Origin of the sequence: Burkholderia sp. LAS2 (assembly GCF_018417615.1) — a bacterium.
Lineage (GTDB): Bacteria > Pseudomonadota > Gammaproteobacteria > Burkholderiales > Burkholderiaceae > Burkholderia > Burkholderia sola.
The window spans coordinates 773,390-800,033 of the sequence record NZ_CP071052.1; the positions used below are offsets into that span (position 1 = coordinate 773,390).

The following is a 26,644-nucleotide window of genomic DNA, read 5'->3' on the forward strand; positions in this document are numbered from 1 at the left end:
GCAACCTGTGAAATTCCTTCTGGGAGTCGAAAATGGCCAAGGGTAAATTTGAGCGGACCAAGCCGCACGTGAACGTTGGTACGATTGGTCACGTTGACCACGGCAAGACGACGCTGACGGCAGCGATCACGACGGTTCTGACGAAGAAGTTCGGCGGCGAAGCGAAGGCGTACGACCAGATCGACGCGGCACCGGAAGAAAAGGCGCGCGGCATCACGATCAACACGGCACACGTCGAGTACGAAACGGCTAACCGCCACTACGCACACGTCGACTGCCCGGGCCACGCTGACTATGTGAAGAACATGATCACGGGCGCAGCGCAGATGGACGGCGCGATCCTGGTTTGCTCGGCAGCAGACGGCCCGATGCCGCAAACGCGTGAGCACATCCTGCTGGCGCGTCAGGTTGGCGTTCCGTACATCATCGTGTTCCTGAACAAGTGCGACATGGTGGACGACGCGGAACTGCTCGAGCTGGTCGAGATGGAAGTTCGCGAGCTCCTGTCGAAGTACGACTTCCCGGGCGACGACACGCCGATCGTGAAGGGTTCGGCAAAGCTGGCGCTGGAAGGCGACACGGGCGAGCTGGGCGAAGTGGCGATCATGAGCCTGGCCGACGCGCTGGACACGTACATCCCGACGCCGGAGCGTGCAGTTGACGGCGCGTTTCTGATGCCGGTGGAAGACGTGTTCTCGATCTCGGGCCGCGGTACGGTGGTGACGGGTCGCGTCGAGCGCGGCATCGTGAAGGTCGGCGAGGAAATCGAAATCGTCGGTATCAAGCCGACGGTGAAGACGACCTGCACGGGCGTTGAAATGTTCCGCAAGCTGCTGGACCAAGGTCAGGCAGGCGACAACGTCGGTATCCTGCTGCGCGGCACGAAGCGTGAAGACGTGGAGCGCGGCCAGGTTCTGGCGAAGCCGGGTTCGATCACGCCGCACACGCACTTCACGGCTGAAGTGTACGTGCTGAGCAAGGACGAAGGCGGCCGTCACACGCCGTTCTTCAACAACTACCGTCCGCAGTTCTACTTCCGTACGACGGACGTGACGGGCTCGATCGAGCTGCCGAAGGACAAGGAAATGGTGATGCCGGGCGACAACGTGTCGATCACGGTGAAGCTGATCGCTCCGATCGCGATGGAAGAAGGTCTGCGCTTCGCGATCCGCGAAGGCGGCCGCACCGTCGGCGCCGGCGTCGTCGCCAAGATCATCGAGTAAGCCAGTTATTCGTTGATCGACAGTTTTGGGGCTGGCGTCAGCCGGCCCCAGCATGGTTTAGGGGTATAGCTCAACTGGCAGAGCGTCGGTCTCCAAAACCGAAGGTTGGGGGTTCGATTCCCTCTGCCCCTGCCAAAAATCGCCACGTGTCCCACGTGGCATTTGTTTTAAGGTGTTATGGCGAATCCATCCGTCGAAACTGTAAATACCTCCGGCGATAAGCTGATGCTGGCCCTGGGCGTATTGCTGGTGTTGGCCGGATTCGTGGGCTTCTTCTGGCTGGCCAATCAGCAGTGGTATGTCCGCGGTGCCGCGTTGGCGGTAGGTATCATCGCCGGCGTGGCCGTCGGGCTGATGTCCGCCCCTGGCAAGAGCCTCATCGCGTTTGCCAAGGATTCGTACAAGGAAGTCCGGAAGGTCGTATGGCCCACCCGTAAGGAAGCAACGCAAACCACACTCGTCGTGTTCGGTTTCGTGCTCGTGATGGCGATTTTCCTCTGGTTGAGCGACAAATCGATCGAATGGGTGATTTTCTCGGCGATTCTGGGTTGGAAATGATATGAGCGATACTCCGGCATCCCCGAGCGGAAAGCGTTGGTACGTCGTGCACGCCTACTCCGGTATGGAGAAGAGCGTGCAACGTGCGCTTCAGGAGCGCATTGAACGTGCTGGCATGCAGGACAAATTCGGTCAGATCCTGGTCCCGACCGAAGAAGTGGTCGAAGTCAAAGGCGGCCACAAGGCTGTGACCGAGCGTCGTTTCTTCCCCGGCTACGTGCTGGTGGAAATGGAAATGACGGACGAAACGTGGCACCTCGTGAAGAACACCGCGAAGGTCACCGGTTTCGTCGGCGGTGCGCGTAACCGCCCGACCCCGATTTCCCCGAAGGAAGTCGAGAAGATCATGTCGCAGATGCAGGAAGGCGTCGAAAAGCCGCGCCCGAAAACCCTGTTCGAAGTCGGCGAGATGGTGCGTGTCAAGGAAGGCCCGTTCACGGACTTCAATGGCACCGTCGAAGAAGTCAACTACGAAAAATCGCGTGTACGCGTGTCGGTCACCATCTTTGGTCGATCCACCCCGGTCGAACTCGAATTCGGCCAGGTCGAAAAAGTTTGACCCCGATTCGGTGGGCAGCCTCGGCTGCCCACCTTCGCGCTTACGGCCCGCGTCATGGCCGTTGAGGAGCGTCAGTAGCCAGCGGCGAACGCGCGTTATCACTCACCGAACGCCTTCTCCGGCGTTCCAATGAGGTTTCAAATGGCAAAGAAGATTATCGGCTTTATCAAGCTGCAGATCCCTGCAGGTAAAGCCAACCCGTCGCCGCCGGTCGGTCCGGCACTGGGCCAGCGCGGCCTGAACATCATGGAGTTCTGCAAGGCGTTCAACGCGCAGACTCAAGGCATGGAGCCGGGTCTGCCGGTGCCGGTGGTCATCACGGCATTCGCTGACAAGAGCTTCACGTTCGTGATGAAGACGCCGCCGGCAACCGTCCTGATCAAGAAGGCGGCGAAGGTGGACAAGGGCTCGAGCAAGCCGCACACCGACAAGGTCGGTTCGATCACGCGCGCTCAAGCCGAAGAAATCGCGAAGACCAAGATGCCGGACCTTACGGCAGCTGATCTGGACGCAGCCGTTCGCACCATCGCTGGTAGCGCACGCTCGATGGGTATCACTGTGGAGGGCGTGTAAATGGCTAAGATCTCCAAGCGCCGTCAGGCATTTGCCGCCAAGGTCGACCGTCAGAAGCTGTACGCGATCGAAGACGCACTGAGCCTCGTGAAGGAATGCGCGAGCGCGAAGTTCGACGAGTCGATCGACGTCGCAGTCCAGCTCGGCATCGATGCGAAGAAGTCGGACCAGGTCGTTCGTGGTTCGGTCGTTCTGCCGGCAGGTACGGGCAAGTCGGTTCGCGTTGCCGTGTTCGCGCAAGGCGAAAAGGCCGAGCAGGCACGTGCAGCAGGCGCGGAAATCGTCGGTATGGAAGACCTGGCTGAGCAGATCAAGGCTGGCCAGATGGACTTCGACATCGTGATCGCTTCGCCGGACACGATGCGTATCGTCGGTACGCTCGGCCAGATCCTCGGCCCGCGCGGCTTGATGCCGAACCCGAAGGTCGGTACGGTCACGCCGGACGTCGCAACCGCCGTCAAGAACGCGAAGGCTGGTCAGGTGCAATTCCGTGTCGACAAGGCCGGTATCATCCACGCGACCATCGGCCGTGCATCGTTCGAGCCGACCGCGCTGCGTTCGAACCTGTCGGCGCTGATCGAAGCGCTGCAGAAGGCGAAGCCGGCAACGAGCAAGGGCGTGTACCTGCGCAAGATCGCACTGTCGAGCACGATGGGCGTCGGCGTGCGCGTCGACCAGGCTACGCTGGCAGCGCAGTAAGCAAGTATTCGGGCCGCTTCGTTCGCGAGGCGGCCTACATGGGCTTTGGGCGGTTGTTCGTGCAGCAGGGCGAACAACCGGTTATCAAAGACCGTTGGTGGGGCGCAGCAGGCAGGCGATCCCTTAATTCAAGCCAACGCAGATGGCGAACCCGAAAAAGTTTTGCAGTGGTGAAGCCGCAGGCCGCGAAGCGATTCGCGGCGTGAGGTGGAAATACTCCTAACGAGGTCGGACGCCGTTGTTGAACGAGGTACGTGAGGTTTCGGCCATACCGGCCACGCCGAACGTATCGTTTCTGGAGGCTAACCGTGCCGCTTAATAGAGAAGACAAGCAAGCCGTCGTCGCTGAGGTTTCCGCGCAAGTCGCGAAGGCCCAGACCGTTGTGCTGGCTGAGTATCGTGGAATTGCGGTTGGCGATCTGACCAAGCTGCGCGCGAAAGCGCGTGAGCAACAGGTTTACCTGCGCGTGTTGAAGAACACGCTGGCGCGTCGCGCCGTCGAAGGTACGCCTTTTGCTCCGCTGGCAGAGCAGATGACTGGTCCCCTGATCTACGGCATCTCGGAAGATGCCATTGCTGCTGCCAAGGTCGTCAACGACTTCAGCAAGAGCAATGAAAAGTTGGTCATCAAGGCTGGTTCGTTCGATGGCAAGGTGATGGACAAGGCTGGCGTGCAAGCGCTGGCAAGCATCCCGAGCCGCGAAGAACTGCTCTCGAAGCTGCTGTTCGTTATGCAATCGCCTGTTTCGGGCTTCGCGCGTGCTCTCGCCGCGCTGGCCGAGAAGAAGCAAGCGGAAGCTGCGTAAGCGAACGTGCATCAGCGTTACTGATCGCTGGCTGTATCCGAATTCAATTTAGGAGTATTTCAAATGGCAATCGCAAAAGAAGACATCCTGGCAGCAGTCGAAGGGATGACCGTTCTGGAACTGAACGAACTGGTCAAGGCGTTCGAAGAGAAGTTTGGCGTGTCGGCAGCTGCAGTGGCAGTCGCTGGCCCGGCAGGCGGCGGCGCAGCTGCTGCAGCAGAAGAGAAGACCGAATTCACGGTCGTCCTGGCTGAAGCCGGCGCCAACAAGGTTTCGGTCATCAAGGCCGTTCGCGAACTGACGGGCCTGGGCCTGAAGGAAGCGAAGGATCTGGTTGACGGTGCACCGAAGCCCGTCAAGGAAGGCGTCGACAAGGCTGCTGCTGAAGAAGCCAAGAAGAAGCTGGAAGAAGCTGGCGCGAAGGTCGAAGTCAAGTAAGTTTCGGCGCGCTGTGCGAAGGCTGGCGGTATTTTCACCGCCGGCCTTTTTGTGCTTTGTGGGGTCGTTATTCTGGCACTCATTCGGGAGCCCGAATAATCGGCCCCAGAAGCCAAAGAAAACCGCCTGATCGTTGTGATGGATCACTCACGATTGGCGGTTCTCTTTGTCTTCTGAAGCGACTGCAGAAGGCAAGTTTGGTCGGGTAGCGGGCAACACAGGCATCCGCTGCCGTCAGCCAGCGGTTGGTAGCGGCCAACCACCAAGCTTCTCGGCTCGTTCAAGCCGTCGAACGGCCATCGGGTCTCAGTCGGTGAACACTCGGGTTTGAAACGTCCAGGTATTCCGCCTCGATAGCACCCGCCGTGATTCGGAGATCGTATGCAATATTCCTTCACCGAGAAGAAGCGCATTCGCAAGAGTTTCGCGAAGCGCCCCATCGTTCACCAAGTTCCGTTCTTGCTGGCTACCCAGCTTGAATCATTCAGCACGTTTCTGCAAGCCGATGTGCCCGCGACGCAACGTAAGCCTGAGGGTTTGCAGGCCGCGTTCACATCGGTATTTCCCATTGTTTCGCACAACGGTTTCGCGCGCCTCGAGTTCGTGAGCTATGCGCTGTCCTCGCCGGCATTCAACATCAAGGAATGCCAGCAGCGTGGCCTGACGTACTGCTCCGCGCTGCGCGCGAAGGTCCGCCTCGTCATCCTCGACAAGGAATCGCCGAACAAGCCGGTCGTCAAGGAAGTGAAGGAGCAGGAAGTGTACATGGGCGAAATTCCGCTCATGACGCCGACGGGCTCGTTCGTCATCAACGGCACCGAGCGTGTCATCGTCTCGCAGCTGCACCGTTCGCCGGGCGTGTTCTTCGAACACGACAAGGGCAAGACGCACAGCTCGGGCAAGCTGCTGTTCTCGGCACGGATCATTCCGTACCGCGGCTCGTGGCTCGACTTCGAATTCGATCCGAAGGACATCCTGTACTTCCGCGTCGACCGTCGCCGCAAGATGCCGGTCACGATCCTGCTGAAGGCCATCGGCCTGACGCCGGAACAGATCCTCGCGAACTTCTTCGTGTTCGACAACTTCACGCTGATGGACGAAGGCGCGCAACTCGAGTTCGTGCCCGAGCGCCTGCGTGGTGAAGTCGCGCGTTTCGACATCACGGATCGCGACGGCAAGGTCATCGTCCAGAAGGACAAGCGGATCAACGCGAAGCACATTCGCGACCTCGAAGCCGCGAAGACCAAGTTCATCTCGGTGCCGGAAGACTATCTGCTCGGCCGCGTGCTGGCGAAGAACGTCGTCGACGGCGACACCGGCGAAGTGATCGCGAGCGCGAACGACGAAGTCACGGAAAGCGTGCTCGAGAAGCTGCGCGAAGCGGGCATCAAGGACATCCAGACGCTCTACACGAACGATCTGGACCAGGGTCCGTACATCTCGTCGACGCTGCGTGTCGACGAAACGACCGACAAGACGGCCGCGCGCATCGCGATCTACCGCATGATGCGTCCGGGCGAGCCGCCGACCGAAGAAGCGGTCGAGGCGCTGTTCAACCGTCTGTTCTACAGCGAAGAAGCGTACGACCTGTCGAAGGTCGGCCGTATGAAGTTCAACCGCCGCGTCGGCCGTGACGAGATCGTCGGCCCGATGACGCTGCAGGACGACGACATCCTCGCGACGATCAAGATCCTCGTCGAGCTGCGCAACGGCAAGGGCGAAGTGGACGACATCGACCACCTCGGCAACCGTCGCGTGCGTTGCGTCGGCGAACTGGCGGAAAACCAGTTCCGCGCGGGTCTCGTGCGTGTCGAGCGCGCGGTCAAGGAACGCCTCGGCCAGGCCGAAAGCGAAAACCTGATGCCGCACGACCTGATCAACTCGAAGCCGATTTCGTCGGCGATCCGCGAGTTCTTCGGTTCGTCGCAGCTGTCGCAGTTCATGGACCAGACCAACCCGCTGTCGGAAATCACGCACAAGCGCCGTGTTTCCGCACTGGGCCCGGGCGGTCTGACGCGCGAGCGCGCAGGCTTCGAAGTCCGCGACGTGCACCCGACCCACTACGGCCGCGTGTGCCCGATCGAAACGCCGGAAGGTCCGAACATCGGCCTGATCAACTCGCTCGCACTGTACGCGCACCTGAACGAGTACGGCTTCCTCGAGACGCCGTACCGCAAGGTCGTGGACAGCAAGGTGACCGACCAGATCGACTACCTGTCGGCGATCGAGGAAGGCCGCTACATGATCGCCCAGGCGAACGCCGCGATCGACGAGAACGGCCAGCTGATCGACGAACTCGTGTCGTCGCGCGAAGCCGGCGAGACGATGATGGTCACGCCGGACCGTATCCAGTACATGGACGTCGCGCCGTCGCAGATCGTGTCGGTGGCAGCGTCGCTGATCCCGTTCCTCGAGCACGATGACGCGAACCGTGCGCTGATGGGTTCGAACATGCAGCGTCAGGCCGTGCCGTGTCTGCGTCCGGAAAAGCCGGTCGTCGGTACGGGCATCGAGCGCACCTGCGCGGTCGACTCGGGTACGACGGTCCAGGCGTTCCGCGGCGGTGTGGTCGACTACGTCGACGCAGGCCGTATCGTGATTCGCGTGAATGACGACGAAGCGGTCGCAGGTGAAGTCGGTGTCGACATCTACAACCTGATCAAGTACACGCGTTCGAACCAGAACACGAACATCAACCAGCGTCCGATCGTGAAGATGGGCGACAAGGTCTCGCGCGGCGACGTGCTGGCCGACGGCGCGTCGACGGACCTGGGCGAGCTCGCGCTCGGCCAGAACATGCTGATCGCGTTCATGCCGTGGAACGGCTACAACTTCGAGGATTCGATCCTGATCTCGGAGAAGGTGGTCGCGGACGATCGCTACACGTCGATCCACATCGAAGAGCTGAACGTCGTTGCACGCGACACGAAGCTCGGGCCGGAAGAAATCACGCGCGACATCTCGAACCTGGCGGAAGTCCAGCTCGGCCGTCTCGACGAATCGGGCATCGTGTACATCGGTGCGGAAGTCGAAGCGGGCGACGTGCTGGTCGGCAAGGTCACGCCGAAGGGCGAGACCCAGCTGACGCCGGAAGAGAAGCTGCTGCGCGCGATCTTCGGCGAGAAGGCTTCGGACGTGAAGGACACGTCGCTGCGCGTGCCGTCGGGCATGAGCGGCACCGTGATCGACGTCCAGGTGTTCACGCGTGAAGGCATCCAGCGCGACAAGCGTGCGCAACAGATCATCGACGACGAACTGAAGCGCTACCGTCTCGACCTGAACGACCAGCTGCGCATCGTGGAAGGCGACGCGTTCCAGCGTCTCGCGCGCATGCTCGTGGGCAAGGTCGCGAACGGCGGTCCGAAGAAGCTCGCGAAGGGCACGAAGATCGACCAGGCTTACCTGGAAGATCTCGACCACTACCACTGGTTCGACATCCGCCTCGCGGACGACGAAGCAGCGGCATCGCTCGAAGCGATCAAGAACTCGATCGAAGAGAAGCGTCACCAGTTCGACCTCGCGTTCGAAGAGAAGCGCAAGAAGCTCACGCAAGGCGACGAACTGCCGCCGGGCGTGCTGAAGATGGTCAAGGTGTACCTCGCGGTGAAGCGCCGTCTGCAGCCTGGCGACAAGATGGCAGGCCGTCACGGTAACAAGGGTGTCGTGTCGAAGATCGTCCCGATCGAAGACATGCCGTACATGGCCGACGGTCGTCCGGCAGACGTCGTGCTGAACCCGCTCGGCGTGCCGTCGCGGATGAACGTGGGTCAGGTTCTGGAAGTGCACCTCGGCTGGGCTGCGAAGGGCCTCGGCTGGCGTATCGGCGAAATGCTGCAGCGTCAGGCGAAGATCGAGGAACTGCGCGTGTTCCTGACGAAGATCTACAACGAGTCGGGCCGCCAGGAAGATCTGGAAAGCTTCACCGACGACGAGATCCTCGAACTCGCGAAGAACCTGCGCGAAGGCGTGCCGTTCGCGACGCCGGTGTTCGACGGTGCGACCGAGGAAGAAATGGGCAAGATGCTCGACCTCGCGTTCCCGGACGACATCGCCGAACAGCTCGGCATGAACCCGTCGAAGAACCAGGTCCGCCTGTACGACGGCCGCACGGGTGAAATGTTCGAACGTCGCGTGACGCTCGGCTACATGCACTACCTGAAGCTGCACCACTTGGTCGACGACAAGATGCACGCGCGTTCGACCGGCCCGTACTCGCTCGTCACGCAGCAGCCGCTGGGTGGTAAGGCGCAGTTCGGTGGCCAGCGCTTCGGTGAAATGGAAGTGTGGGCGCTCGAAGCGTACGGCGCGTCCTACGTGCTGCAGGAAATGCTGACGGTGAAGTCGGACGACGTGACCGGCCGGACGAAGGTGTACGAAAACCTCGTCAAGGGCGATCACGTGATCGATGCAGGCATGCCGGAATCCTTCAACGTGCTCGTGAAGGAAATCCGCTCGCTCGGTATCGATATCGATCTCGACCGCAATTAATCGGACTACGGAGAGAAAGCAATGAAAGCTCTGCTCGATCTATTCAAGCAAGTCCAACAGGAAGAAGTTTTCGACGCGATCAAGATCGGTCTGGCCTCGCCCGACAAGATCCGTTCGTGGTCGTTCGGCGAAGTGAAGAAGCCGGAGACCATCAACTACCGTACGTTCAAGCCGGAACGCGATGGTCTGTTCTGCGCGAAGATCTTCGGGCCGATCAAGGACTACGAGTGCCTGTGCGGCAAGTACAAGCGCCTGAAGCACCGCGGCGTGATCTGCGAGAAGTGCGGCGTCGAAGTGACGCTGGCGAAGGTGCGTCGCGAACGGATGGGCCACATCGAACTGGCCTCGCCGGTCGCGCACATCTGGTTCCTGAAGTCGCTGCCGTCGCGTCTGGGCATGGTGCTCGACATGACGCTGCGCGACATCGAACGCGTGCTGTACTTCGAAGCGTACGTGGTGATCGAACCGGGCATGACGCCGCTGAAGGCGCGGCAGATCATGACCGAAGAGGATTACTACAACAAGGTCGAGGAATACGGCGACGAATTCCGTGCCGAAATGGGCGCGGAAGGCGTGCGTGAACTGCTGCGCGCGATCAATATCGACGAGCAGGTCGAGACGCTGCGCACCGAGCTGAAGAACACTGGCTCGGAAGCGAAGATCAAGAAGTACGCGAAGCGCCTGAAGGTCCTCGAGGCATTCCAGCGTTCGGGCATCAAGCCCGAGTGGATGATCCTCGAAGTGCTGCCGGTGCTGCCGCCGGAACTGCGTCCGCTGGTGCCGCTGGACGGCGGCCGTTTCGCGACGTCGGACCTGAACGACTTGTATCGCCGCGTGATCAACCGTAACAACCGGTTGAAGCGTCTGCTCGAGCTGAAGGCGCCTGAAATCATCGTCCGCAACGAAAAGCGGATGCTGCAGGAAGCCGTCGACTCGCTGCTCGACAACGGTCGTCGCGGCAAGGCGATGACGGGCGCGAACAAGCGTCCGCTGAAGTCGCTCGCCGACATGATCAAGGGCAAGGGCGGTCGTTTCCGTCAGAACCTGCTGGGCAAGCGCGTCGACTACTCGGGCCGTTCGGTCATCGTGGTCGGCCCGACGCTGAAGCTGCACCAGTGCGGTCTGCCGAAGCTGATGGCGCTCGAACTGTTCAAGCCGTTCATCTTCAACAAGCTGGAAGTGATGGGCGTTGCCACGACCATCAAGGCTGCGAAGAAGGAAGTCGAGAACCAGACGCCGGTGGTGTGGGACATCCTCGAAGAGGTGATCCGCGAGCACCCGGTGATGCTGAACCGTGCGCCGACGCTGCACCGTCTCGGTATCCAGGCGTTCGAGCCGGTCCTGATCGAAGGCAAGGCGATCCAGCTGCACCCGCTCGTCTGCGCGGCGTTCAACGCCGACTTCGACGGTGACCAGATGGCCGTTCACGTGCCGCTGTCGCTCGAAGCGCAGATGGAAGCGCGCACGCTGATGCTGGCGTCGAACAACGTGCTGTTCCCGGCCAACGGCGATCCGTCGATCGTGCCGTCGCAGGATATCGTGCTGGGTCTGTACTACGCGACCCGCGAAGCGGTCAACGGCAAGGGCGAAGGCCTGTCGTTCACGGGCGTGTCGGAAGTCATTCGCGCGTACGAGAACAAGGAAGTCGAGCTGGCCTCGCGCGTCAACGTGCGGATCACCGAAATGGTCCACAACGAAGACACGTCCGAAGGCGCGCCGCCGTTCGTGCCGAAGATCACGCTGTACGCGACGACCGTCGGTCGCGCGATCCTGTCGGAGATCCTGCCGCACGGCCTGCCGTTCTCGGTGCTGAACAAGCCGCTGAAGAAGAAGGAAATCTCGCGCCTGATCAACACGGCGTTCCGCAAGTGCGGTCTGCGTGCGACGGTCGTGTTCGCCGACCAGCTGATGCAGTCGGGTTTCCGTCTCGCGACGCGTGCCGGCATCTCGATCTGCGTGGACGACATGCTCGTGCCGCCGCAGAAGGAAACGATCGTCGGCGACGCCGCGAAGAAGGTGAAGGAGTACGACCGCCAGTACATGTCGGGTCTCGTCACCGCGCAGGAACGCTACAACAACGTGGTCGACATCTGGTCGGCAACGTCGGAAGCGGTCGGCAAGGCGATGATGGAGCAGCTGTCGACGGAGCCGGTGACGGACCGCGACGGCAACGAGACGCGCCAGGAGTCGTTCAACTCGATCTACATGATGGCCGACTCGGGCGCCCGGGGTTCGGCGGTTCAGATTCGTCAGCTGGCCGGTATGCGTGGCCTGATGGCGAAGCCGGACGGCTCGATTATCGAGACGCCGATTACCGCGAACTTCCGCGAAGGTCTGAACGTGTTGCAGTACTTCATCTCGACCCACGGTGCACGTAAGGGTCTGGCTGATACGGCACTGAAGACCGCGAACTCGGGTTACCTGACACGTCGTCTGGTCGACGTCACGCAGGATCTGGTCGTGGTGGAAGACGATTGCGGCACGTCGAACGGCGTGGCGATGAAGGCGCTGGTCGAAGGTGGTGAAGTCGTCGAAGCGCTGCGCGACCGTATCCTCGGCCGCGTCGCGGTCGCGGACGTCGTGAACCCGGAAACGCAGGAAACGCTGTATGAATCGGGCACGCTGCTCGACGAAACGGCGGTCGAGGAAATCGAACGCCTCGGCATCGACGAAGTGCGCGTGCGCACGCCGCTGACCTGCGAGACGCGTTACGGCTTGTGCGCAGCCTGCTACGGTCGCGACCTCGGCCGCGGCTCGCTCGTGAACGTCGGCGAAGCGGTCGGCGTGATCGCGGCGCAGTCGATCGGCGAACCGGGCACGCAGCTGACGATGCGTACGTTCCACATCGGTGGCGCGGCATCGCGTGCGGCAGTGGCTTCGTCGGTCGAAGCGAAGAGCAACGGTATCGTTCGCTTCACGGCGACGATGCGCTACGTCACGAACGCGAAGGGCGAGCAGATCGTCATTTCCCGTTCGGGCGAAGCGATGATCACCGACGACTTCGGTCGCGAGCGCGAGCGTCACAAAGTGCCGTACGGCGCGACGCTGCTGCAGCTCGACGGCGCGACGATCAAGGCCGGCACGCAGCTCGCCACGTGGGATCCGCTGACGCGTCCGATCATCACCGAGTACGGTGGTACGGTGAAGTTCGAGAACGTCGAGGAAGGCGTGACCGTCGCGAAGCAGATCGACGACGTGACCGGCCTGTCGACGCTGGTCGTGATCGACGTGAAGCGCCGCGGTTCGCAGGCTTCGAAGAGCGTGCGTCCGCAGGTGAAGCTGCTCGACGCGAACGGCGAGGAAGTGAAGATTCCGGGCACGGAGCACGCAGTGCAGATCGGCTTCCAGGTCGGCGCGCTGATCACCGTGAAGGATGGCCAGCAGGTGCAGGTCGGTGAAGTGCTCGCACGTATCCCGACGGAAGCGCAGAAGACGCGTGACATTACCGGCGGTCTGCCGCGGGTGGCGGAACTGTTCGAAGCGCGTTCGCCGAAGGATGCCGGCATTCTCGCGGAAGTCACCGGTACGACGTCGTTCGGCAAGGACACGAAGGGCAAGCAGCGTCTCGTCATCACGGACCTCGAGGGCAACCAGCACGAGTTCCTGATCGCGAAGGAAAAGCAGGTTCTGGTTCACGATGCCCAGGTCGTCAACAAGGGCGAAATGATCGTGGACGGTCCGGCCGATCCGCACGACATCCTGCGTCTGCAGGGTATCGAGGCGCTGTCGCGCTACATCGTCGACGAAGTGCAGGACGTGTACCGTCTGCAGGGCGTGAAGATCAACGACAAGCACATCGAGGTGATCGTTCGCCAGATGCTGCGTCGTGTGCAGATCACCGACAACGGCGATACGCGCTTCATCCCGGGCGAACAGGTCGAGCGTTCCGACATGCTGGACGAGAACGATCGCATGATCGCCGAGGGCAAGCGTCCGGCTTCGTACGACAACGTGCTGCTCGGTATCACGAAGGCATCGCTGTCGACCGACTCGTTCATCTCCGCGGCATCGTTCCAGGAAACGACCCGCGTGCTGACCGAAGCGGCGATCATGGGCAAGCGCGACGATCTGCGCGGCCTGAAGGAAAACGTGATCGTCGGCCGTCTGATTCCGGCCGGTACGGGTCTCGCGTTCCACAAGGCACGCAAGGCGAAGGAATCGTCGGATCGCGAGCGTTTCGACCAGATCGCAGCGGAAGAGGCATTCGACTTCGGCACGCCGAGCGCGCCGGCGGAAGAGCCGCAACACCCAGCAGCCGAGTAAGCGCGGCGCGGCGCAAGCCGCGTTGCCTTGCTATCATCGCTGTCACCGAAACCGCCCGGTTCTGCCGGGCGGTTTTTTTTCATCCTTCGTTCACGCGCATGACGTGCCTGTGCCGCGCCGGCGCTTGCCCCGCGATCGCCTTCGGTATGACCGCGACAGGCCCGTGATGCACGCGAACGAACCCTGACCGAATGGCCAACATCGTGCGATTCGCCACGCGTCGCGCGAGCGGGTTGTTAAAATTGCGGTCATCGTTTAGCCGTCCCTGGTCTCATTCATGTCCCGCGCCCTCGAAATACTCGACGAAGTCTTTGGTTACTCCGCCTTTCGCGGCCAGCAGGGCGAGATCGTCGAGCACGTCGCCGGCGGCGGCGATTGTCTCGTGCTGATGCCGACCGGCGGCGGCAAGTCGCTGTGCTACCAGATCCCCGCGCTGCTGCGCCGCGAGGCTGGGCAGGGCGCCGGCATCGTCGTGTCGCCGCTGATCGCACTGATGCAGGACCAGGTCGCCGCGTTGAGCGAAGTCGGCGTGCGTGCGGCCTACCTGAATTCGACGCTGTCGGGCGCCGAGGCGGCGGCCACCGAGCGCGCGCTGCGCGAGGGCGACATCGATCTGCTGTACGTCGCGCCGGAGCGGTTGATGACCGGGCGCTTCCTCGAGCTGCTCGAGCGCGCGAAGATCGGCCTGTTCGCGATCGACGAAGCGCACTGCGTGTCGCAATGGGGGCACGATTTCCGCCCGGAATACATTCAGCTGTCGGTGCTGCACGAGCGCTTCCCGTCGGTGCCGCGCATCGCGCTGACCGCCACTGCCGATGCGATCACGCGCGACGAAATCATCCATCGTCTCGCGCTCGACGACGCGCGCGTGTTCGTGTCGAGCTTCGACCGCCCGAACATCCGCTACCGGATCGTCGAGAAGGACAACGCGCGTTCGCAGCTGCTCGACTTCATCCGCGCCGAGCACACGAATGCCGACGGCACGACGGACGCCGGCGTCGTCTATTGCCTGTCGCGCCGCAAGGTCGAGGAAACAGCCGAATGGCTGAAGGCGCAGGGCGTGCGCGCGCTGCCGTATCACGCGGGCATGGAGTTCGAGGTGCGGCAGAAACACCAGGAAATGTTCCAGCGCGAGGAAGGCATCGTGATGTGCGCGACGATCGCGTTCGGCATGGGCATCGACAAGCCCGACGTACGCTTCGTCGCGCACCTCGATTTGCCGAAGAGCGTCGAAGGCTACTACCAGGAGACCGGCCGCGCGGGCCGCGACGGGATGCCCGCGAACGCGTGGATGGCGTATGGCCTCGGCGACGTCGTCCAGCAGCGCAAGATGATCGACGAGTCGGACGCGGACGACGCGCACAAGCGCGTGCAGACGTCGAAGCTCGACGCGCTGCTTGGGCTGTGCGAGACGATCTCGTGCCGCCGCGTCCGGCTGCTGAACTACTTCGGCGAGGCGAGCCAGCCGTGCGGCAACTGCGACACGTGCCTCGAGCCGCCCGATTCCTGGGACGCGACGCGCGAGGCGCAGATGGCGCTGTCGTGCGTGTTCCGCGCGCAGCGTGCAAGCGGCTTCAACTTCGGCGCGAGCCATCTGATCGAGATCCTGCGCGGCGGCCGCACGGAGAAGGTGCTGCAGCGCGGCCATGACCAGTTGAGCACGTTCGGGATCGGCGCGGCGCTCTCCGAGCCCGAGTGGCGCGCGATTTTCCGGCAACTGGTCGCGTACGGCTACCTGGCCGTCGATCATGGCGGCTTCGGCGCGCTGGTGCTCACCGAGGCCGCGAAGCCGGTGCTGAAGAACGAGGAAAAGGTCACGCTGCGCCGCTACGTGAAGCCGCAGCGCACGCGCCAGTCGTCGAGCCGCAGCGGCACGCGCGTCGACCCGACGGCCGGCATGGGCGCCCGCGAGCGCGCACGGTGGGACGCGCTGCGCGCCTGGCGCGCGGAAACCGCAAAGACGGACGGCGTGCCGGCCTACGTGATCTTCCACGACGCGACGCTCGCCGAAATCGCGCGCAACGCGCCGGAGACGATCGAGGACCTGCGCCACATCCCCGGCATGGGCGTGCGCAAGCTCGAGCGCTTCGGCGACGAGATCATCGACGTCGTCGAATCGGCCTGACACAGCGTTCCGACCCCTGCTGCAAACCGCGCGCTCGGCCGGCAAATCACGCAAGCCGTTGACTTAGTTGGCATTTCCGGAATATCATGCTGGGTTCCGGTATTCGGTGGGCCGAGTCGCGTTCGACAGTTCGCACCCGATTCGCCGGTTCGGAAGTCAACTGTGCGTCGATTCTCGCTTTGCCCGAAATCGGCGTGCAGATTTTGTTCAATTTCAGGAATAAACAATGCCAACCATCAACCAACTGGTTCGCAAAGGCCGTCAGTCGGAAACGACGAAGAGCAAGAGCCCGGCCCTGCAGGACTGCCCCCAGCGTCGCGGCGTGTGCACCCGTGTGTACACGACGACGCCGAAGAAGCCTAACTCGGCACTCCGTAAGGTCGCCAAGGTTCGTCTGACGAACGGCTTCGAAGTGATTTCGTACATCGGCGGTGAAGGCCACAACCTGCAGGAACACTCGGTTGTGCTGATCCGCGGCGGCCGTGTGAAGGACTTGCCGGGTGTGCGTTACCACATGGTTCGCGGCTCGCTGGATACCCAGGGCGTCAAGGACCGTAAGCAAGCGCGTTCGAAGTACGGCGCGAAGCGTGCAAAGGCTGCCAAGTAAGCAGTTTTTGATCAGGGATCGCCGCAGGGCGGTCAAGGCGGGAGTGCCGGATTGCCGGTGCTGTCGAGTAAGTGGTCACCCGGCCAAGCTGGTTAGTCGTGAAGATGTGATCGGGTTTGTTGGTGGCCGCGGAGCTGAATCCAGCTCCAACTGAACAAGTAAAGGAAGAATCATGCCGCGTCGTCGCGAAGTCCCCAAGCGGGAAGTGTTGCCGGATCCGAAGTTCGGTAACGTTGATGTTGCCAAGTTCATGAACATGCTGATGCTGTCCGGCAAGAAGTCGGTCGCAGAGCGCATCGTTTATGGCGCATTCGAACAAATCCAGACCAAGGGTGGCAAGGACCCGCTGGAAGTGTTCACGGTTGCGCTCAACAACGTGAAGCCGGTGGTCGAAGTGAAGAGCCGTCGCGTTGGTGGTGCCAACTATCAAGTTCCGGTCGAAGTGCGCCCGTCGCGTCGTATGGCATTGGCGATGCGCTGGCTGCGTGAGGCTGCGAAGAAGCGCAGCGAGAAGTCGATGGCCCTGCGCCTGGCAGGTGAACTCTCCGAGGCGGCCGAAGGCCGTGGCGGCGCGATGAAGAAGCGCGACGAAGTTCACCGCATGGCAGAAGCCAACCGCGCGTTCTCGCATTTCCGTTTCTAAGCGCCTGGCTGGGCTGTTTGCGGAAATAAATTCCGGGCGGGTGCGCTTTTCAGGCGCCTCGCCCGTTTGTGTTGAGGCGTGATGCGGCAGGGCTGCATCACGTCATCCCAGTAGAGGATCAAAGTGGCTCGCAAGACTCCTATCGAGCGCTACCGCAATATCGGTATTAGCGCTCACATCGACGCCGGCAAAACGACGACGACCGAGCGCATTCTGTTTTACACCGGTGTGAACCACAAGATCGGTGAAGTCCACGACGGCGCAGCCACGATGGACTGGATGGAGCAGGAACAGGAACGTGGCATCACGATCACGTCCGCTGCTACCACGGCCTTCTGGAAGGGCATGGGCGGCAACTATCCGGAACACCGCATCAACATCATCGACACCCCGGGCCACGTCGACTTCACGATCGAAGTGGAGCGCTCGATGCGCGTGCTCGACGGCGCGTGCATGGTGTACTGCGCAGTGGGCGGCGTGCAGCCGCAGTCGGAAACGGTGTGGCGCCAGGCGAACAAGTACAAGGTGCCGCGTCTCGCGTTCGTCAACAAGATGGACCGTACCGGCGCGAACTTCTTCAAGGTCTACGACCAGCTCCGTCTGCGCCTGAAGGCGAACCCGGTTCCGGTCGTGGTGCCGATCGGCTCGGAAGAAAACTTCAAGGGCGTGGTCGACCTGATCAAGATGAAGGCGATCATTTGGGACGAAGCGTCGCAAGGCACGAAGTTCGACTACGTCGACATCCCGGCCGAGCTCGCGGAAACCTGCAAGGAATGGCGCGAAAAGATGGTCGAAGTGGCTGCCGAAGCCAGCGAAGACCTGATGAACAAGTACCTGGAAGAAGGCGATCTGCCGGAAGCCGACATCGTCAAGGCGCTGCGTGATCGTACGATCGCATGCGAAATCCAGCCGATGCTGTGCGGTACCGCGTTCAAGAACAAGGGCGTGCAGCGTATGCTCGACGCCGTGATCGACTTCCTGCCGTCGCCGGTCGACATCCCGCCGGTCAAGGGCGAACTCGAAAACGGCGAAGAAGCCGAGCGCAAGGCGTCGGACGAAGAGAAGTTCTCGTCGCTCGCGTTCAAGATCATGACCGACCCGTTCGTCGGCCAACTGATCTTCTTCCGTGTGTACTCGGGCGTCGTCAATTCGGGCGACACGCTGCTGAACTCGACCAAGGGCAAGAAGGAACGCCTCGGCCGTATTCTGCAGATGCACGCGAACCAGCGTGAAGAAATCAAGGAAGTCCGCGCAGGCGACATCGCCGCAGCGGTCGGCCTGAAGGAAGCGACCACGGGCGACACGCTGTGCGACCCGGCGAACCCGATCGTTCTCGAACGCATGGTGTTCCCGGAGCCGGTGATTTCGCAGGCAGTCGAGCCGAAGACCAAGGCCGACCAGGAAAAGATGGGCCTCGCGCTGAACCGTCTGGCTCAGGAAGACCCGTCGTTCCGCGTGCAGACCGACGAAGAGTCGGGCCAGACCATCATTTCGGGCATGGGCGAGCTCCACCTCGAAATTCTGGTCGACCGGATGAAGCGTGAATTCGGCGTGGAAGCGACCGTCGGCAAGCCGCAGGTTGCGTACCGCGAAACGATCCGTTCGACGGCGAAGGATGTCGACGGCAAGTTCGTCAAGCAGTCGGGTGGTCGCGGCCAGTACGGTCACGCGGTCATCACCCTCGAGCCGAACGAACAAGGCAAGGGCTACGAGTTCTTCGACGAGATCAAGGGTGGTGTGATTCCGCGCGAATACATCCCGGCGGTCGACAAGGGTATCCAGGACACGCTGAAGTCGGGCGTGCTGGCTGGCTTCCCGGTCGTCGACGTGAAGGTTCACCTGACGTTCGGTTCGTACCACGACGTTGACTCGAACGAAAACGCGTTCCGCATGGCCGGTTCGATGGCGTTCAAGGAAGCGATGCGCAAGGCGAACCCGGTCGTCCTCGAGCCGATGATGGCTGTCGAAGTCGAGACGCCGGAAGACTACATGGGCAACGTGATGGGCGACCTGTCGGGCCGTCGCGGTATCGTCCAGGGCATGGAAGACATGGTCGGCGGCGGCAAGATCGTGCGCGCCGAAGTGCCGCTGTCGGAAATGTTCGGTTACTCGACGTCGCTGCGTTCGCTGACGCAAGGTCGTGCAACGTACACGATGGAGTTCAAGCACTACGCTGAAGCTCCGCGCAACGTTGCCGAAGCGATCATCAGCGCGAAGTCGAAGTAAATCTGCAGCTACCAACCGATAATTTTTGAAAGAAGAGAATCATGGCAAAAGGTAAATTTGAGCGGACCAAGCCGCACGTGAACGTTGGTACGATTGGTCACGTTGACCACGGCAAGACGACGCTGACGGCAGCGATCACGACGGTTCTGACGAAGAAGTTCGGCGGCGAAGCGAAGGCGTACGACCAGATCGACGCGGCACCGGAAGAAAAGGCGCGCGGCATCACGATCAACACGGCACACGTCGAGTACGAAACGGCTAACCGCCACTACGCACACGTCGACTGCCCGGGCCACGCTGACTATGTGAAGAACATGATCACGGGCGCAGCGCAGATGGACGGCGCGATCCTGGTTTGCTCGGCAGCAGACGGCCCGATGCCGCAAACGCGTGAGCACATCCTGCTGGCGCGTCAGGTTGGCGTTCCGTACATCATCGTGTTCCTGAACAAGTGCGACATGGTGGACGACGCGGAACTGCTCGAGCTGGTCGAGATGGAAGTTCGCGAGCTCCTGTCGAAGTACGACTTCCCGGGCGACGACACGCCGATCGTGAAGGGTTCGGCAAAGCTGGCGCTGGAAGGCGACACGGGCGAGCTGGGCGAAGTGGCGATCATGAGCCTGGCCGACGCGCTGGACACGTACATCCCGACGCCGGAGCGTGCAGTTGACGGCGCGTTTCTGATGCCGGTGGAAGACGTGTTCTCGATCTCGGGCCGCGGTACGGTGGTGACGGGTCGCGTCGAGCGCGGCATCGTGAAGGTCGGCGAGGAAATCGAAATCGTCGGTATCAAGCCGACGGTGAAGACGACCTGCACGGGCGTTGAAATGTTCCGCAAGCTGCTGGACCAAGGTCAGGCAGGCGACAACGTCGGTATCCTGCTGCGCGGCACGAAGCGTGAAGACGTGGAGCGCGGCCAGGTTCTGGCGAAGCCGGGTTCGATCACGCCGCACACGCACTTCACGGCTGAAGTGTACGTGCTGAGCAAGGACGAAGGCGGCCGTCACACGCCGTTCTTCAACAACTACCGTCCGCAGTTCTACTTCCGTACGACGGACGTGACGGGCTCGATCGAGCTGCCGAAGGACAAGGAAATGGTGATGCCGGGCGACAACGTGTCGATCACGGTGAAGCTGATCGCTCCGATCGCGATGGAAGAAGGTCTGCGCTTCGCGATCCGCGAAGGTGGTCGCACCGTCGGCGCCGGCGTCGTCGCCAAGATCATCGAGTAAGATCGACGATCCGCGGATCCCGACGGGGTCCGCGATTGCACGGTAAGCAGCTATGTACCGTCGAAACCGGGTGTCCAGTTCGATCTGGCACCCGGTTTTTCTTGGTGGCGTGCGAATCGCTCTATTGACAAACGCCCGCCACCGCGAATTTTCGTGTAGAATCGCGGGCTTAGCAGTGGAAGTCCTGTCCGGAACCTGATGCTTCGCTCCCCGCAGGCGTCATGTTTCACGTTCTTTTAGTGTCCGGCGATGCAACATCGCCTCGCTCTTTTCAAGGAATTGTCATGCAGCAACAGAAAATCCGCATTCGCCTGAAGGCATTCGACTATCGTCTGATCGATCAATCGGCTGCCGAAATCGTCGATACCGCGAAGCGGACTGGCGCAATCGTCCGTGGCCCGGTGCCGCTGCCGACGCGCATTCAGCGTTTTGACATCCTGCGTTCGCCGCACGTCAACAAGACGTCGCGCGATCAGCTCGAAATCCGCACCCACCAGCGCCTGATGGACATCGTCGACCCGACGGACAAGACCGTTGACGCGCTGATGAAGCTCGACCTGCCGGCTGGCGTCGACGTGGAAATCAAGCTGCAGTAAGGCTTCCAGCGCCGGTCGGCATGCCGGGCGGCGCTAAGTCTTTGTATTGCTTGCGGAAATCGAGAAGTCGGGCTATACTGCTTGGCTTTTCGCGTATTCGCGTAAAAAAGTTGGGCCTTGCGTGCCCGGCATTTTGTAAATCAGCCCCGACCAATCGCAGTCGGGAATGGAGAAAATGATGAGCCTTGGACTCGTAGGTCGCAAGGTTGGCATGACCCGTATCTTCACGGCTGAAGGGGATTCGATTCCCGTCACCGTGCTGGACGTGTCGGACAACCGCGTGACGCAGATCAAGACTGTTGAAACCGACGGCTACACGGCCGTGCAGGTTGCATTCGGCTCCCGCCGCGCATCGCGCGTGACGAAGCCGCTGGCAGGTCATCTCGCCAAAGCCGGTGTCGAAGCCGGTGAAATCCTCAAGGAATTCCGCATTGACGCGGCCAAGGCAGCCGAGCTGTCGAATGGCGCCGTGGTCGGTGCAGATCTTTTCGAAGTGGGCCAGAAGGTCGACGTGCAAGGCGTGTCGATCGGTAAGGGCTACGCCGGTACGATCAAGCGTTACAACTTCTCCTCCGGCCGTGCCACGCACGGTAACTCGCGCTCGCACAACGTGCCGGGCTCGATCGGTATGGCGCAGGATCCGGGTCGTGTTTTCCCGGGTAAACGCATGACGGGTCACATGGGTGACGTGACGGTGACGGTGCAGAACCTCGAAATCGCCCGTATCGACGCAGAGCGCAAGCTGCTGCTCGTGAAGGGTGCGATTCCGGGCGCGAAGGGCGGCAAGGTCTTCGTGACGCCGGCCGTCAAGACCAAGGGGGCGAAATAATGGAACTCAAGCTCCTGAACGAAAATGGTCAGGAAGGTGCAGTGGTCAACGCATCGGACGTCGTGTTCGGTCGTGACTACAACGAAGCGCTGATCCACCAGGTCGTCGTCGCTTACCAGGCGAATGCTCGCCAGGGTAACCGCGCACAGAAGGACCGTGAGCAAGTCAAGCACACGACCAAGAAGCCGTGGCGCCAGAAGGGTACGGGCCGCGCTCGTGCCGGTATGTCGTCGAGCCCGCTGTGGCGTGGCGGTGGTCGTATCTTCCCGAATTCGCCGGAAGAAAACTTCTCGCACAAGGTCAACAAGAAGATGCATCGCGCAGGTCTCTGCTCGATCTTCTCGCAGCTGGCCCGTGAAGGCCGTCTGTCGGTCGTCGAGGACATCATCCTCGAAGCGCCGAAGACCAAGCTGCTGGCCGACAAATTCAAGACCATGGGTCTCGACTCCGTTCTGATCATCACGGACACGGTCGACGAGAACCTGTACCTGGCTTCGCGCAACCTGCCGCACGTGGCGATTGTCGAGCCGCGCTACGCTGACCCGCTGTCGCTGATCTACTTCAAGAAAGTGCTGGTCACGAAGGCTGCGGTCGCCCAGATCGAGGAGTTGCTGTCATGAGCGAGATTCGCAAGAACGATCATCGTTTGATGCAGGTCCTGCTCGCACCGGTGATCTCGGAAAAGGCGACGCTGGTTGCCGACAAGAACGAGCAAGTCGTGTTCGAAGTCGCACCGGATGCCACGAAGCAGGAAGTGAAGGCGGCTGTCGAGCTGCTGTTCAAGGTTGAAGTTGATTCGGTCAACGTGCTGGTTCAGAAGGGCAAGCAAAAGCGCTTCGGCCGTTCGATGGGCCGCCGCAAGGACGTGAAGAAGGCGTACGTTTGCCTGAAGCCCGGCCAGGAAATCAACTTTGAAGCGGAGGCCAAGTAATCATGGCAATCGTTAAAGTTAAGCCGACATCGCCGGGTCGCCGCGCGATGGTCAAGGTGGTCAACAAGAACCTGCACCAGGGCAAGCCGTTCGCGGCACTGCTCGACTCGCAGAGCTCGACCGCCGGCCGTAACAACAACGGTCGTATCACCACGCGTCACAAGGGTGGTGGTCACAAGCAGCACTATCGTATCGTCGATTTCCGTCGCACGAAGGATGGCATCCCGGCAAAGGTCGAACGTCTCGAGTACGACCCGAACCGCAGCGCGAACATCGCGCTGGTGCTCTACGCAGACGGCGAACGTCGCTACATCATCGCCCCGAAGGGCCTGACCGTCGGCCAACAGCTGATGTCGGGTTCGGAAGCGCCGATCCGTGCAGGCAACACGCTGCCGATCCGCAACATTCCGGTCGGTACGACGATCCACTGCATCGAGATGCTGCCGGGCAAGGGCGCGCAAATGGCGCGTTCGGCTGGCACGTCGGCCATGCTGCTCGCACGTGAAGGCGTCTACGCGCAGGTTCGTCTGCGTTCGGGCGAAATCCGCCGCGTGCACATCGAGTGCCGTGCAACGATCGGTGAAGTCGGCAACGAAGAGCATAGCCTTCGCCAGATCGGCAAGGCTGGCGCGAACCGCTGGCGCGGTATCCGCCCGACGGTGCGTGGCGTTGCGATGAACCCGGTCGATCACCCGCACGGTGGTGGTGAGGGCAAGACGGCTGCAGGTCGCGACCCGGTGAGCCCGTGGGGTACGCCGGCTAAGGGTTACCGCACCCGCAGCAACAAGCGCACGACGACGATGATCGTCCAGCGCCGTCACAAGCGTTAAGGAGTAGGCAATGGCACGTTCTGTTAAAAAAGGTCCGTTCTGCGACGCCCATTTGCTGAAGAAAGTTGAGGCGGCTGCAGCTTCGCGCGACAAAAAGCCGATCAAGACCTGGTCGCGTCGCTCGACGATTCTGCCGGATTTCATCGGCCTGACGATCGCTGTTCACAACGGCCGTCAACACGTTCCGGTGTACATCTCGGAAAACATGGTCGGCCACAAGCTTGGCGAGTTCGCACTGACCCGTACGTTCAAGGGTCACGCAGCCGACAAGAAGGCCAAGAAATAAGGGGCAATCAAGATGGAAGTGAAAGCAATTCATCGCGGTGCCCGCATCTCGGCGCAGAAAACGCGCCTTGTGGCTGACCAGATCCGCGGTTTGCCGGTCGACAAGGCGCTGAACGTTCTGACGTTCTCGCCGAAGAAGGCGGCTGGCATCGTGAAGAAGGTTGTGCTGTCGGCAATCGCGAATGCGGAGCACAACGAAGGCGCTGATATCGACGAGCTCAAGATCAAGAGCATCTACGTCGACAAGGCTGCATCGCTCAAGCGTTTCACCGCGCGCGCCAAGGGCCGCGGTAACCGCATCGAGAAGCAATCCTGTCACATCACTGTGACGGTCGGGAATTAAGGAGCCATACGATGGGACAGAAAATTCATCCGACTGGCTTCCGCCTGGCTGTCAGCCGCAATTGGGCTTCGCGTTGGTACGCGAACAACAACAATTTCGCGGCGATGCTGCAGGAAGACATCGGTGTTCGTGAGTACCTGAAGAAGAAGCTGAAGAACGCTTCGGTCGGTCGGGTCGTCATCGAGCGTCCGGCGAAGAACGCGCGCATCACGATTTACAGCTCGCGTCCGGGCGTGGTCATCGGCAAGAAGGGCGAGGATATCGAACAGCTGAAGACGGAACTGCAACGCCGCATGGGCGTGCCGGTTCACGTCAACATCGAAGAAATCCGCAAGCCGGAAACCGATGCTCAGCTGATCGCTGACTCGATCACGCAACAGCTCGAGCGCCGGATCATGTTCCGTCGCGCGATGAAGCGTGCGATGCAGAACGCGATGCGTCTGGGTGCCCAAGGCATCAAGATCATGAGCGCAGGCCGTCTGAACGGTATCGAAATCGCTCGTACGGAGTGGTATCGCGAAGGTCGCGTGCCGCTTCACACGCTGCGTGCTGATATCGACTACGCGACTTCGGAAGCGAAGACGACTTACGGGATCATCGGCGTCAAGGTGTGGGTCTACAAGGGCGATACGCTCGGCCGCAACGACGCACCGGTGGTGGAAGAAGTAGCCGAAGACAAGCGTCCGCGTCGCAATGCGCGTCCGGGCGACCGTCGTCCGCGCCGTGACGGCGAAGGCGGCGCTCCGGGTGCTCGTCGTGGCGCACCGCGCCGTGGCGCCGGCAAGCCCGAAGACGGCAAGACTGGAGAATAACGATGCTGCAACCGAAACGCAGAAAGTATCGTAAAGAGCAGAAGGGGCGTAACACCGGCAAGGCGACGCGCGGCAACGCAGTGTCGTTCGGTGAATTCGGCCTGAAGGCGATCGGTCGCGGTCGTTTGACCGCACGTCAGATTGAAGCGGCGCGTCGTGCAATGACGCGTCACATCAAGCGTGGCGGCCGCATCTGGATCCGGATCTTCCCGGACAAGCCGATTTCGCAGAAGCCGGCCGAAGTGCGTATGGGTAACGGTAAGGGTAACCCGGAGTACTACGTCGCCGAGATTCAGCCGGGCAAGATGCTCTATGAAATGGACGGCGTAACCGAAGAACTGGCACGCGAAGCGTTCCGTCTGGCCGCAGCCAAGCTGCCGCTGAAGACGGCATTCATCGTGCGCCAGCTCGGCGCCTAAGGAGAAAACATGAAGGCTTCCGAACTTCTCCAGAAAGACCAGGCCGCGCTCAACAAGGAGCTGGCGGACCTGCTGAAGGCGCAATTCGGCCTGCGCATGCAACTCGCGACCCAGCAGCTCACGAACACGAGCCAGCTGAAGAAGGTTCGTCGCGACATCGCACGTGTGCGGACCGTCATGACTCAGAAGGCGAACCAGAAATGAACGATAGCGTGAAAACCTCGCTGAAGCGGACGCTGGTCGGTCGGGTCGTCAGCAACAAGATGGACAAGACCGTCACCGTGCTGATCGAGCACCGCGTCAAGCATCCGATCTACGGCAAGTATGTCGTGCGCTCGAAGAAGTACCACGCGCACGATGAAGCGAACACCTACAACGAAGGCGATCTCGTCGAAATCCAGGAAACGCGTCCTGTTTCGAAGACGAAGGCCTGGACGGTGTCGCGCCTCGTCGAAGCCGCTCGCGTCATCTAAGCGGGCAGCGCAGTAGGCAGTAACGGGCACTTCGTCACGAAGTGCTTGAAATCGCAAAGTTTTTGCTTGCGGGACCAGGATTATTTGTTATAATCCTGGTCTTCCCTCTTTATGGGAGCCCCGTCGCGGGCGAAGTTGGTGGGGGAAGCGGACTGGCGCCTGCCTGTCCGAAAGATTCACCGAATTGCGATGGCGGGTTTCGTTTGCCGTCGCTGCTGTTCCAACCCAAGCAGCCGATTGGCTGACGGGACCAAGACTGACCGAATGCATCATGGTGGTGCATCCGGATTAAGTTGGGAAAGACAAACCATGATCCAGACCGAATCTCGGCTCGAAGTAGCCGACAACACGGGTGCACGTGAAGTCCTGTGCATCAAGGTGCTCGGCGGCTCGAAGCGTCGTTATGCCGGCATTGGCGACATCATCAAGGTGAGCGTCAAAGAGGCAACGCCGCGCGGGCGCGTGAAGAAAGGCGAAATCTACAACGCCGTGGTGGTTCGCACCGCCAAGGGCGTGCGCCGTCAAGACGGCTCGCTGATCAAGTTCGACGGCAACGCCGCTGTGCTTTTGAATAACAAGCTCGAGCCGATCGGCACCCGTATCTTCGGGCCGGTGACGCGTGAGCTGCGTAGCGAACGATTCATGAAGATCGTTTCGCTGGCGCCGGAAGTGCTGTAAGGAGTCGC

General features: G+C 61.4%; 26 protein-coding genes and 1 tRNA gene. All 27 read left to right on the forward strand.

The genetic code is table 11. From position 1 onward, the window contains the following. Positions 1 to 32: 32 nt before the first annotated feature. The 27 genes from tuf (JYG37_RS03585) to rplN all read left to right on the forward strand — a co-directional run bounded on the left by tuf (JYG37_RS03585) (position 33) and on the right by rplN (position 26,636). The gene (tuf, locus tag JYG37_RS03585; protein ID WP_011350666.1) at positions 33 to 1,223 is read left to right on the forward strand and encodes an elongation factor Tu; all 1,191 of its coding nucleotides are present in this window, start codon (positions 33 to 35) and stop codon (positions 1,221 to 1,223) included. Between the two features lie 59 nt (positions 1,224 to 1,282). After that, positions 1,283 to 1,358: transfer RNA gene (locus JYG37_RS03590), tRNA-Trp, on the forward strand. Positions 1,359 to 1,400: 42 nt separating this feature from the next. Then, on the forward strand, positions 1,401 to 1,781 hold the full coding sequence (gene secE, locus JYG37_RS03595) for a preprotein translocase subunit SecE (RefSeq protein ID WP_006482892.1): 381 nt from the start codon (positions 1,401 to 1,403) through the stop codon (positions 1,779 to 1,781). Between the two features lies 1 nt (position 1,782). Further along, a complete protein-coding gene (gene nusG / locus JYG37_RS03600) occupies positions 1,783 to 2,340 on the forward strand; it encodes a transcription termination/antitermination protein NusG (protein WP_006400672.1) in 558 nt (185 codons plus the stop codon). 141 nt (positions 2,341 to 2,481) lie between these two features. Continuing rightward, positions 2,482 to 2,913 carry a 50S ribosomal protein L11 gene (gene rplK / locus JYG37_RS03605; protein WP_006477201.1) on the forward strand — a complete coding sequence of 144 codons (432 nt, stop codon included), beginning with the start codon at positions 2,482 to 2,484 and terminating at the stop codon, positions 2,911 to 2,913. After that, on the forward strand, positions 2,914 to 3,612 hold the full coding sequence (gene rplA, locus JYG37_RS03610) for a 50S ribosomal protein L1 (RefSeq protein ID WP_006482906.1): 699 nt from the start codon (positions 2,914 to 2,916) through the stop codon (positions 3,610 to 3,612). A gap of 308 nt (positions 3,613 to 3,920) precedes the next feature. Further along, entirely contained in the window at positions 3,921 to 4,418 is a 498-nt protein-coding gene (gene rplJ, locus JYG37_RS03615) for a 50S ribosomal protein L10 (RefSeq protein ID WP_011546647.1), read from the forward strand. Positions 4,419 to 4,481: 63 nt separating this feature from the next. Next, entirely contained in the window at positions 4,482 to 4,856 is a 375-nt protein-coding gene (gene rplL, locus JYG37_RS03620; protein ID WP_006477198.1) for a 50S ribosomal protein L7/L12, read from the forward strand. A 381-nt stretch (positions 4,857 to 5,237) separates the two neighbouring features. Then, complete coding sequence (rpoB, locus tag JYG37_RS03625; RefSeq protein ID WP_050013170.1) at positions 5,238 to 9,344, forward strand: DNA-directed RNA polymerase subunit beta; 4,107 nt, start codon at positions 5,238 to 5,240, stop codon at positions 9,342 to 9,344. 21 nt (positions 9,345 to 9,365) lie between these two features. Further along, positions 9,366 to 13,607: a DNA-directed RNA polymerase subunit beta' gene (rpoC, locus tag JYG37_RS03630; protein WP_050013169.1), complete on the forward strand. Its 4,242-nt coding sequence runs from the start codon at positions 9,366 to 9,368 to the stop codon at positions 13,605 to 13,607. Between the two features lie 277 nt (positions 13,608 to 13,884). Further along, positions 13,885 to 15,732 (forward strand): DNA helicase RecQ, encoded by a 1,848-nt coding sequence (gene recQ, locus JYG37_RS03635; protein WP_050013168.1) that lies wholly within the window; start codon positions 13,885 to 13,887, stop codon positions 15,730 to 15,732. A 226-nt stretch (positions 15,733 to 15,958) separates the two neighbouring features. After that, positions 15,959 to 16,339, forward strand: a complete 381-nt coding sequence (gene rpsL, locus JYG37_RS03640; protein WP_006400662.1) for a 30S ribosomal protein S12 — start codon at positions 15,959 to 15,961, stop codon at positions 16,337 to 16,339. Positions 16,340 to 16,511: 172 nt separating this feature from the next. Further along, positions 16,512 to 16,982 (forward strand): 30S ribosomal protein S7, encoded by a 471-nt coding sequence (gene rpsG / locus JYG37_RS03645; RefSeq protein ID WP_006477195.1) that lies wholly within the window; start codon positions 16,512 to 16,514, stop codon positions 16,980 to 16,982. Between the two features lie 123 nt (positions 16,983 to 17,105). Next, on the forward strand, positions 17,106 to 19,208 hold the full coding sequence (gene fusA / locus JYG37_RS03650; protein ID WP_044849034.1) for an elongation factor G: 2,103 nt from the start codon (positions 17,106 to 17,108) through the stop codon (positions 19,206 to 19,208). A 41-nt stretch (positions 19,209 to 19,249) separates the two neighbouring features. After that, positions 19,250 to 20,440 carry an elongation factor Tu gene (tuf, locus tag JYG37_RS03655; protein WP_011350666.1) on the forward strand — a complete coding sequence of 397 codons (1,191 nt, stop codon included), beginning with the start codon at positions 19,250 to 19,252 and terminating at the stop codon, positions 20,438 to 20,440. Positions 20,441 to 20,724: 284 nt separating this feature from the next. After that, complete coding sequence (gene rpsJ, locus JYG37_RS03660) at positions 20,725 to 21,036, forward strand: 30S ribosomal protein S10 (RefSeq protein ID WP_004199280.1); 312 nt, start codon at positions 20,725 to 20,727, stop codon at positions 21,034 to 21,036. A gap of 178 nt (positions 21,037 to 21,214) precedes the next feature. After that, a complete protein-coding gene (rplC, locus tag JYG37_RS03665; RefSeq protein WP_006482922.1) occupies positions 21,215 to 21,865 on the forward strand; it encodes a 50S ribosomal protein L3 in 651 nt (216 codons plus the stop codon). Continuing rightward, on the forward strand, positions 21,865 to 22,485 hold the full coding sequence (gene rplD, locus JYG37_RS03670) for a 50S ribosomal protein L4 (protein ID WP_006477192.1): 621 nt from the start codon (positions 21,865 to 21,867) through the stop codon (positions 22,483 to 22,485). The genes rplC and rplD overlap by 1 nt, the downstream gene beginning before the upstream one ends. Continuing rightward, complete coding sequence (gene rplW / locus JYG37_RS03675; RefSeq protein ID WP_004199275.1) at positions 22,482 to 22,796, forward strand: 50S ribosomal protein L23; 315 nt, start codon at positions 22,482 to 22,484, stop codon at positions 22,794 to 22,796. Before rplD ends, rplW begins: the two co-directional genes overlap by 4 nt. Positions 22,797 to 22,798: 2 nt before the next feature. Then, complete coding sequence (gene rplB / locus JYG37_RS03680) at positions 22,799 to 23,626, forward strand: 50S ribosomal protein L2 (RefSeq protein ID WP_006482900.1); 828 nt, start codon at positions 22,799 to 22,801, stop codon at positions 23,624 to 23,626. A 10-nt stretch (positions 23,627 to 23,636) separates the two neighbouring features. Beyond that, a complete protein-coding gene (gene rpsS, locus JYG37_RS03685; RefSeq protein ID WP_004199273.1) occupies positions 23,637 to 23,912 on the forward strand; it encodes a 30S ribosomal protein S19 in 276 nt (91 codons plus the stop codon). Positions 23,913 to 23,924: 12 nt separating this feature from the next. Continuing rightward, positions 23,925 to 24,254 (forward strand): 50S ribosomal protein L22, encoded by a 330-nt coding sequence (gene rplV / locus JYG37_RS03690; RefSeq protein WP_004199272.1) that lies wholly within the window; start codon positions 23,925 to 23,927, stop codon positions 24,252 to 24,254. An 11-nt stretch (positions 24,255 to 24,265) separates the two neighbouring features. Continuing rightward, on the forward strand, positions 24,266 to 25,066 hold the full coding sequence (gene rpsC / locus JYG37_RS03695) for a 30S ribosomal protein S3 (protein WP_006482899.1): 801 nt from the start codon (positions 24,266 to 24,268) through the stop codon (positions 25,064 to 25,066). A 2-nt stretch (positions 25,067 to 25,068) separates the two neighbouring features. Next, on the forward strand, positions 25,069 to 25,485 hold the full coding sequence (rplP, locus tag JYG37_RS03700; protein WP_006482873.1) for a 50S ribosomal protein L16: 417 nt from the start codon (positions 25,069 to 25,071) through the stop codon (positions 25,483 to 25,485). A gap of 9 nt (positions 25,486 to 25,494) precedes the next feature. Beyond that, positions 25,495 to 25,689: a 50S ribosomal protein L29 gene (gene rpmC, locus JYG37_RS03705; RefSeq protein WP_006400652.1), complete on the forward strand. Its 195-nt coding sequence runs from the start codon at positions 25,495 to 25,497 to the stop codon at positions 25,687 to 25,689. Continuing rightward, positions 25,686 to 25,958 (forward strand): 30S ribosomal protein S17, encoded by a 273-nt coding sequence (gene rpsQ / locus JYG37_RS03710; RefSeq protein WP_006477189.1) that lies wholly within the window; start codon positions 25,686 to 25,688, stop codon positions 25,956 to 25,958. Before rpmC ends, rpsQ begins: the two co-directional genes overlap by 4 nt. Before the next feature lie 309 nt (positions 25,959 to 26,267). Next, a complete protein-coding gene (gene rplN / locus JYG37_RS03715; RefSeq protein ID WP_006482918.1) occupies positions 26,268 to 26,636 on the forward strand; it encodes a 50S ribosomal protein L14 in 369 nt (122 codons plus the stop codon). Positions 26,637 to 26,644: the final 8 nt, after the last annotated feature.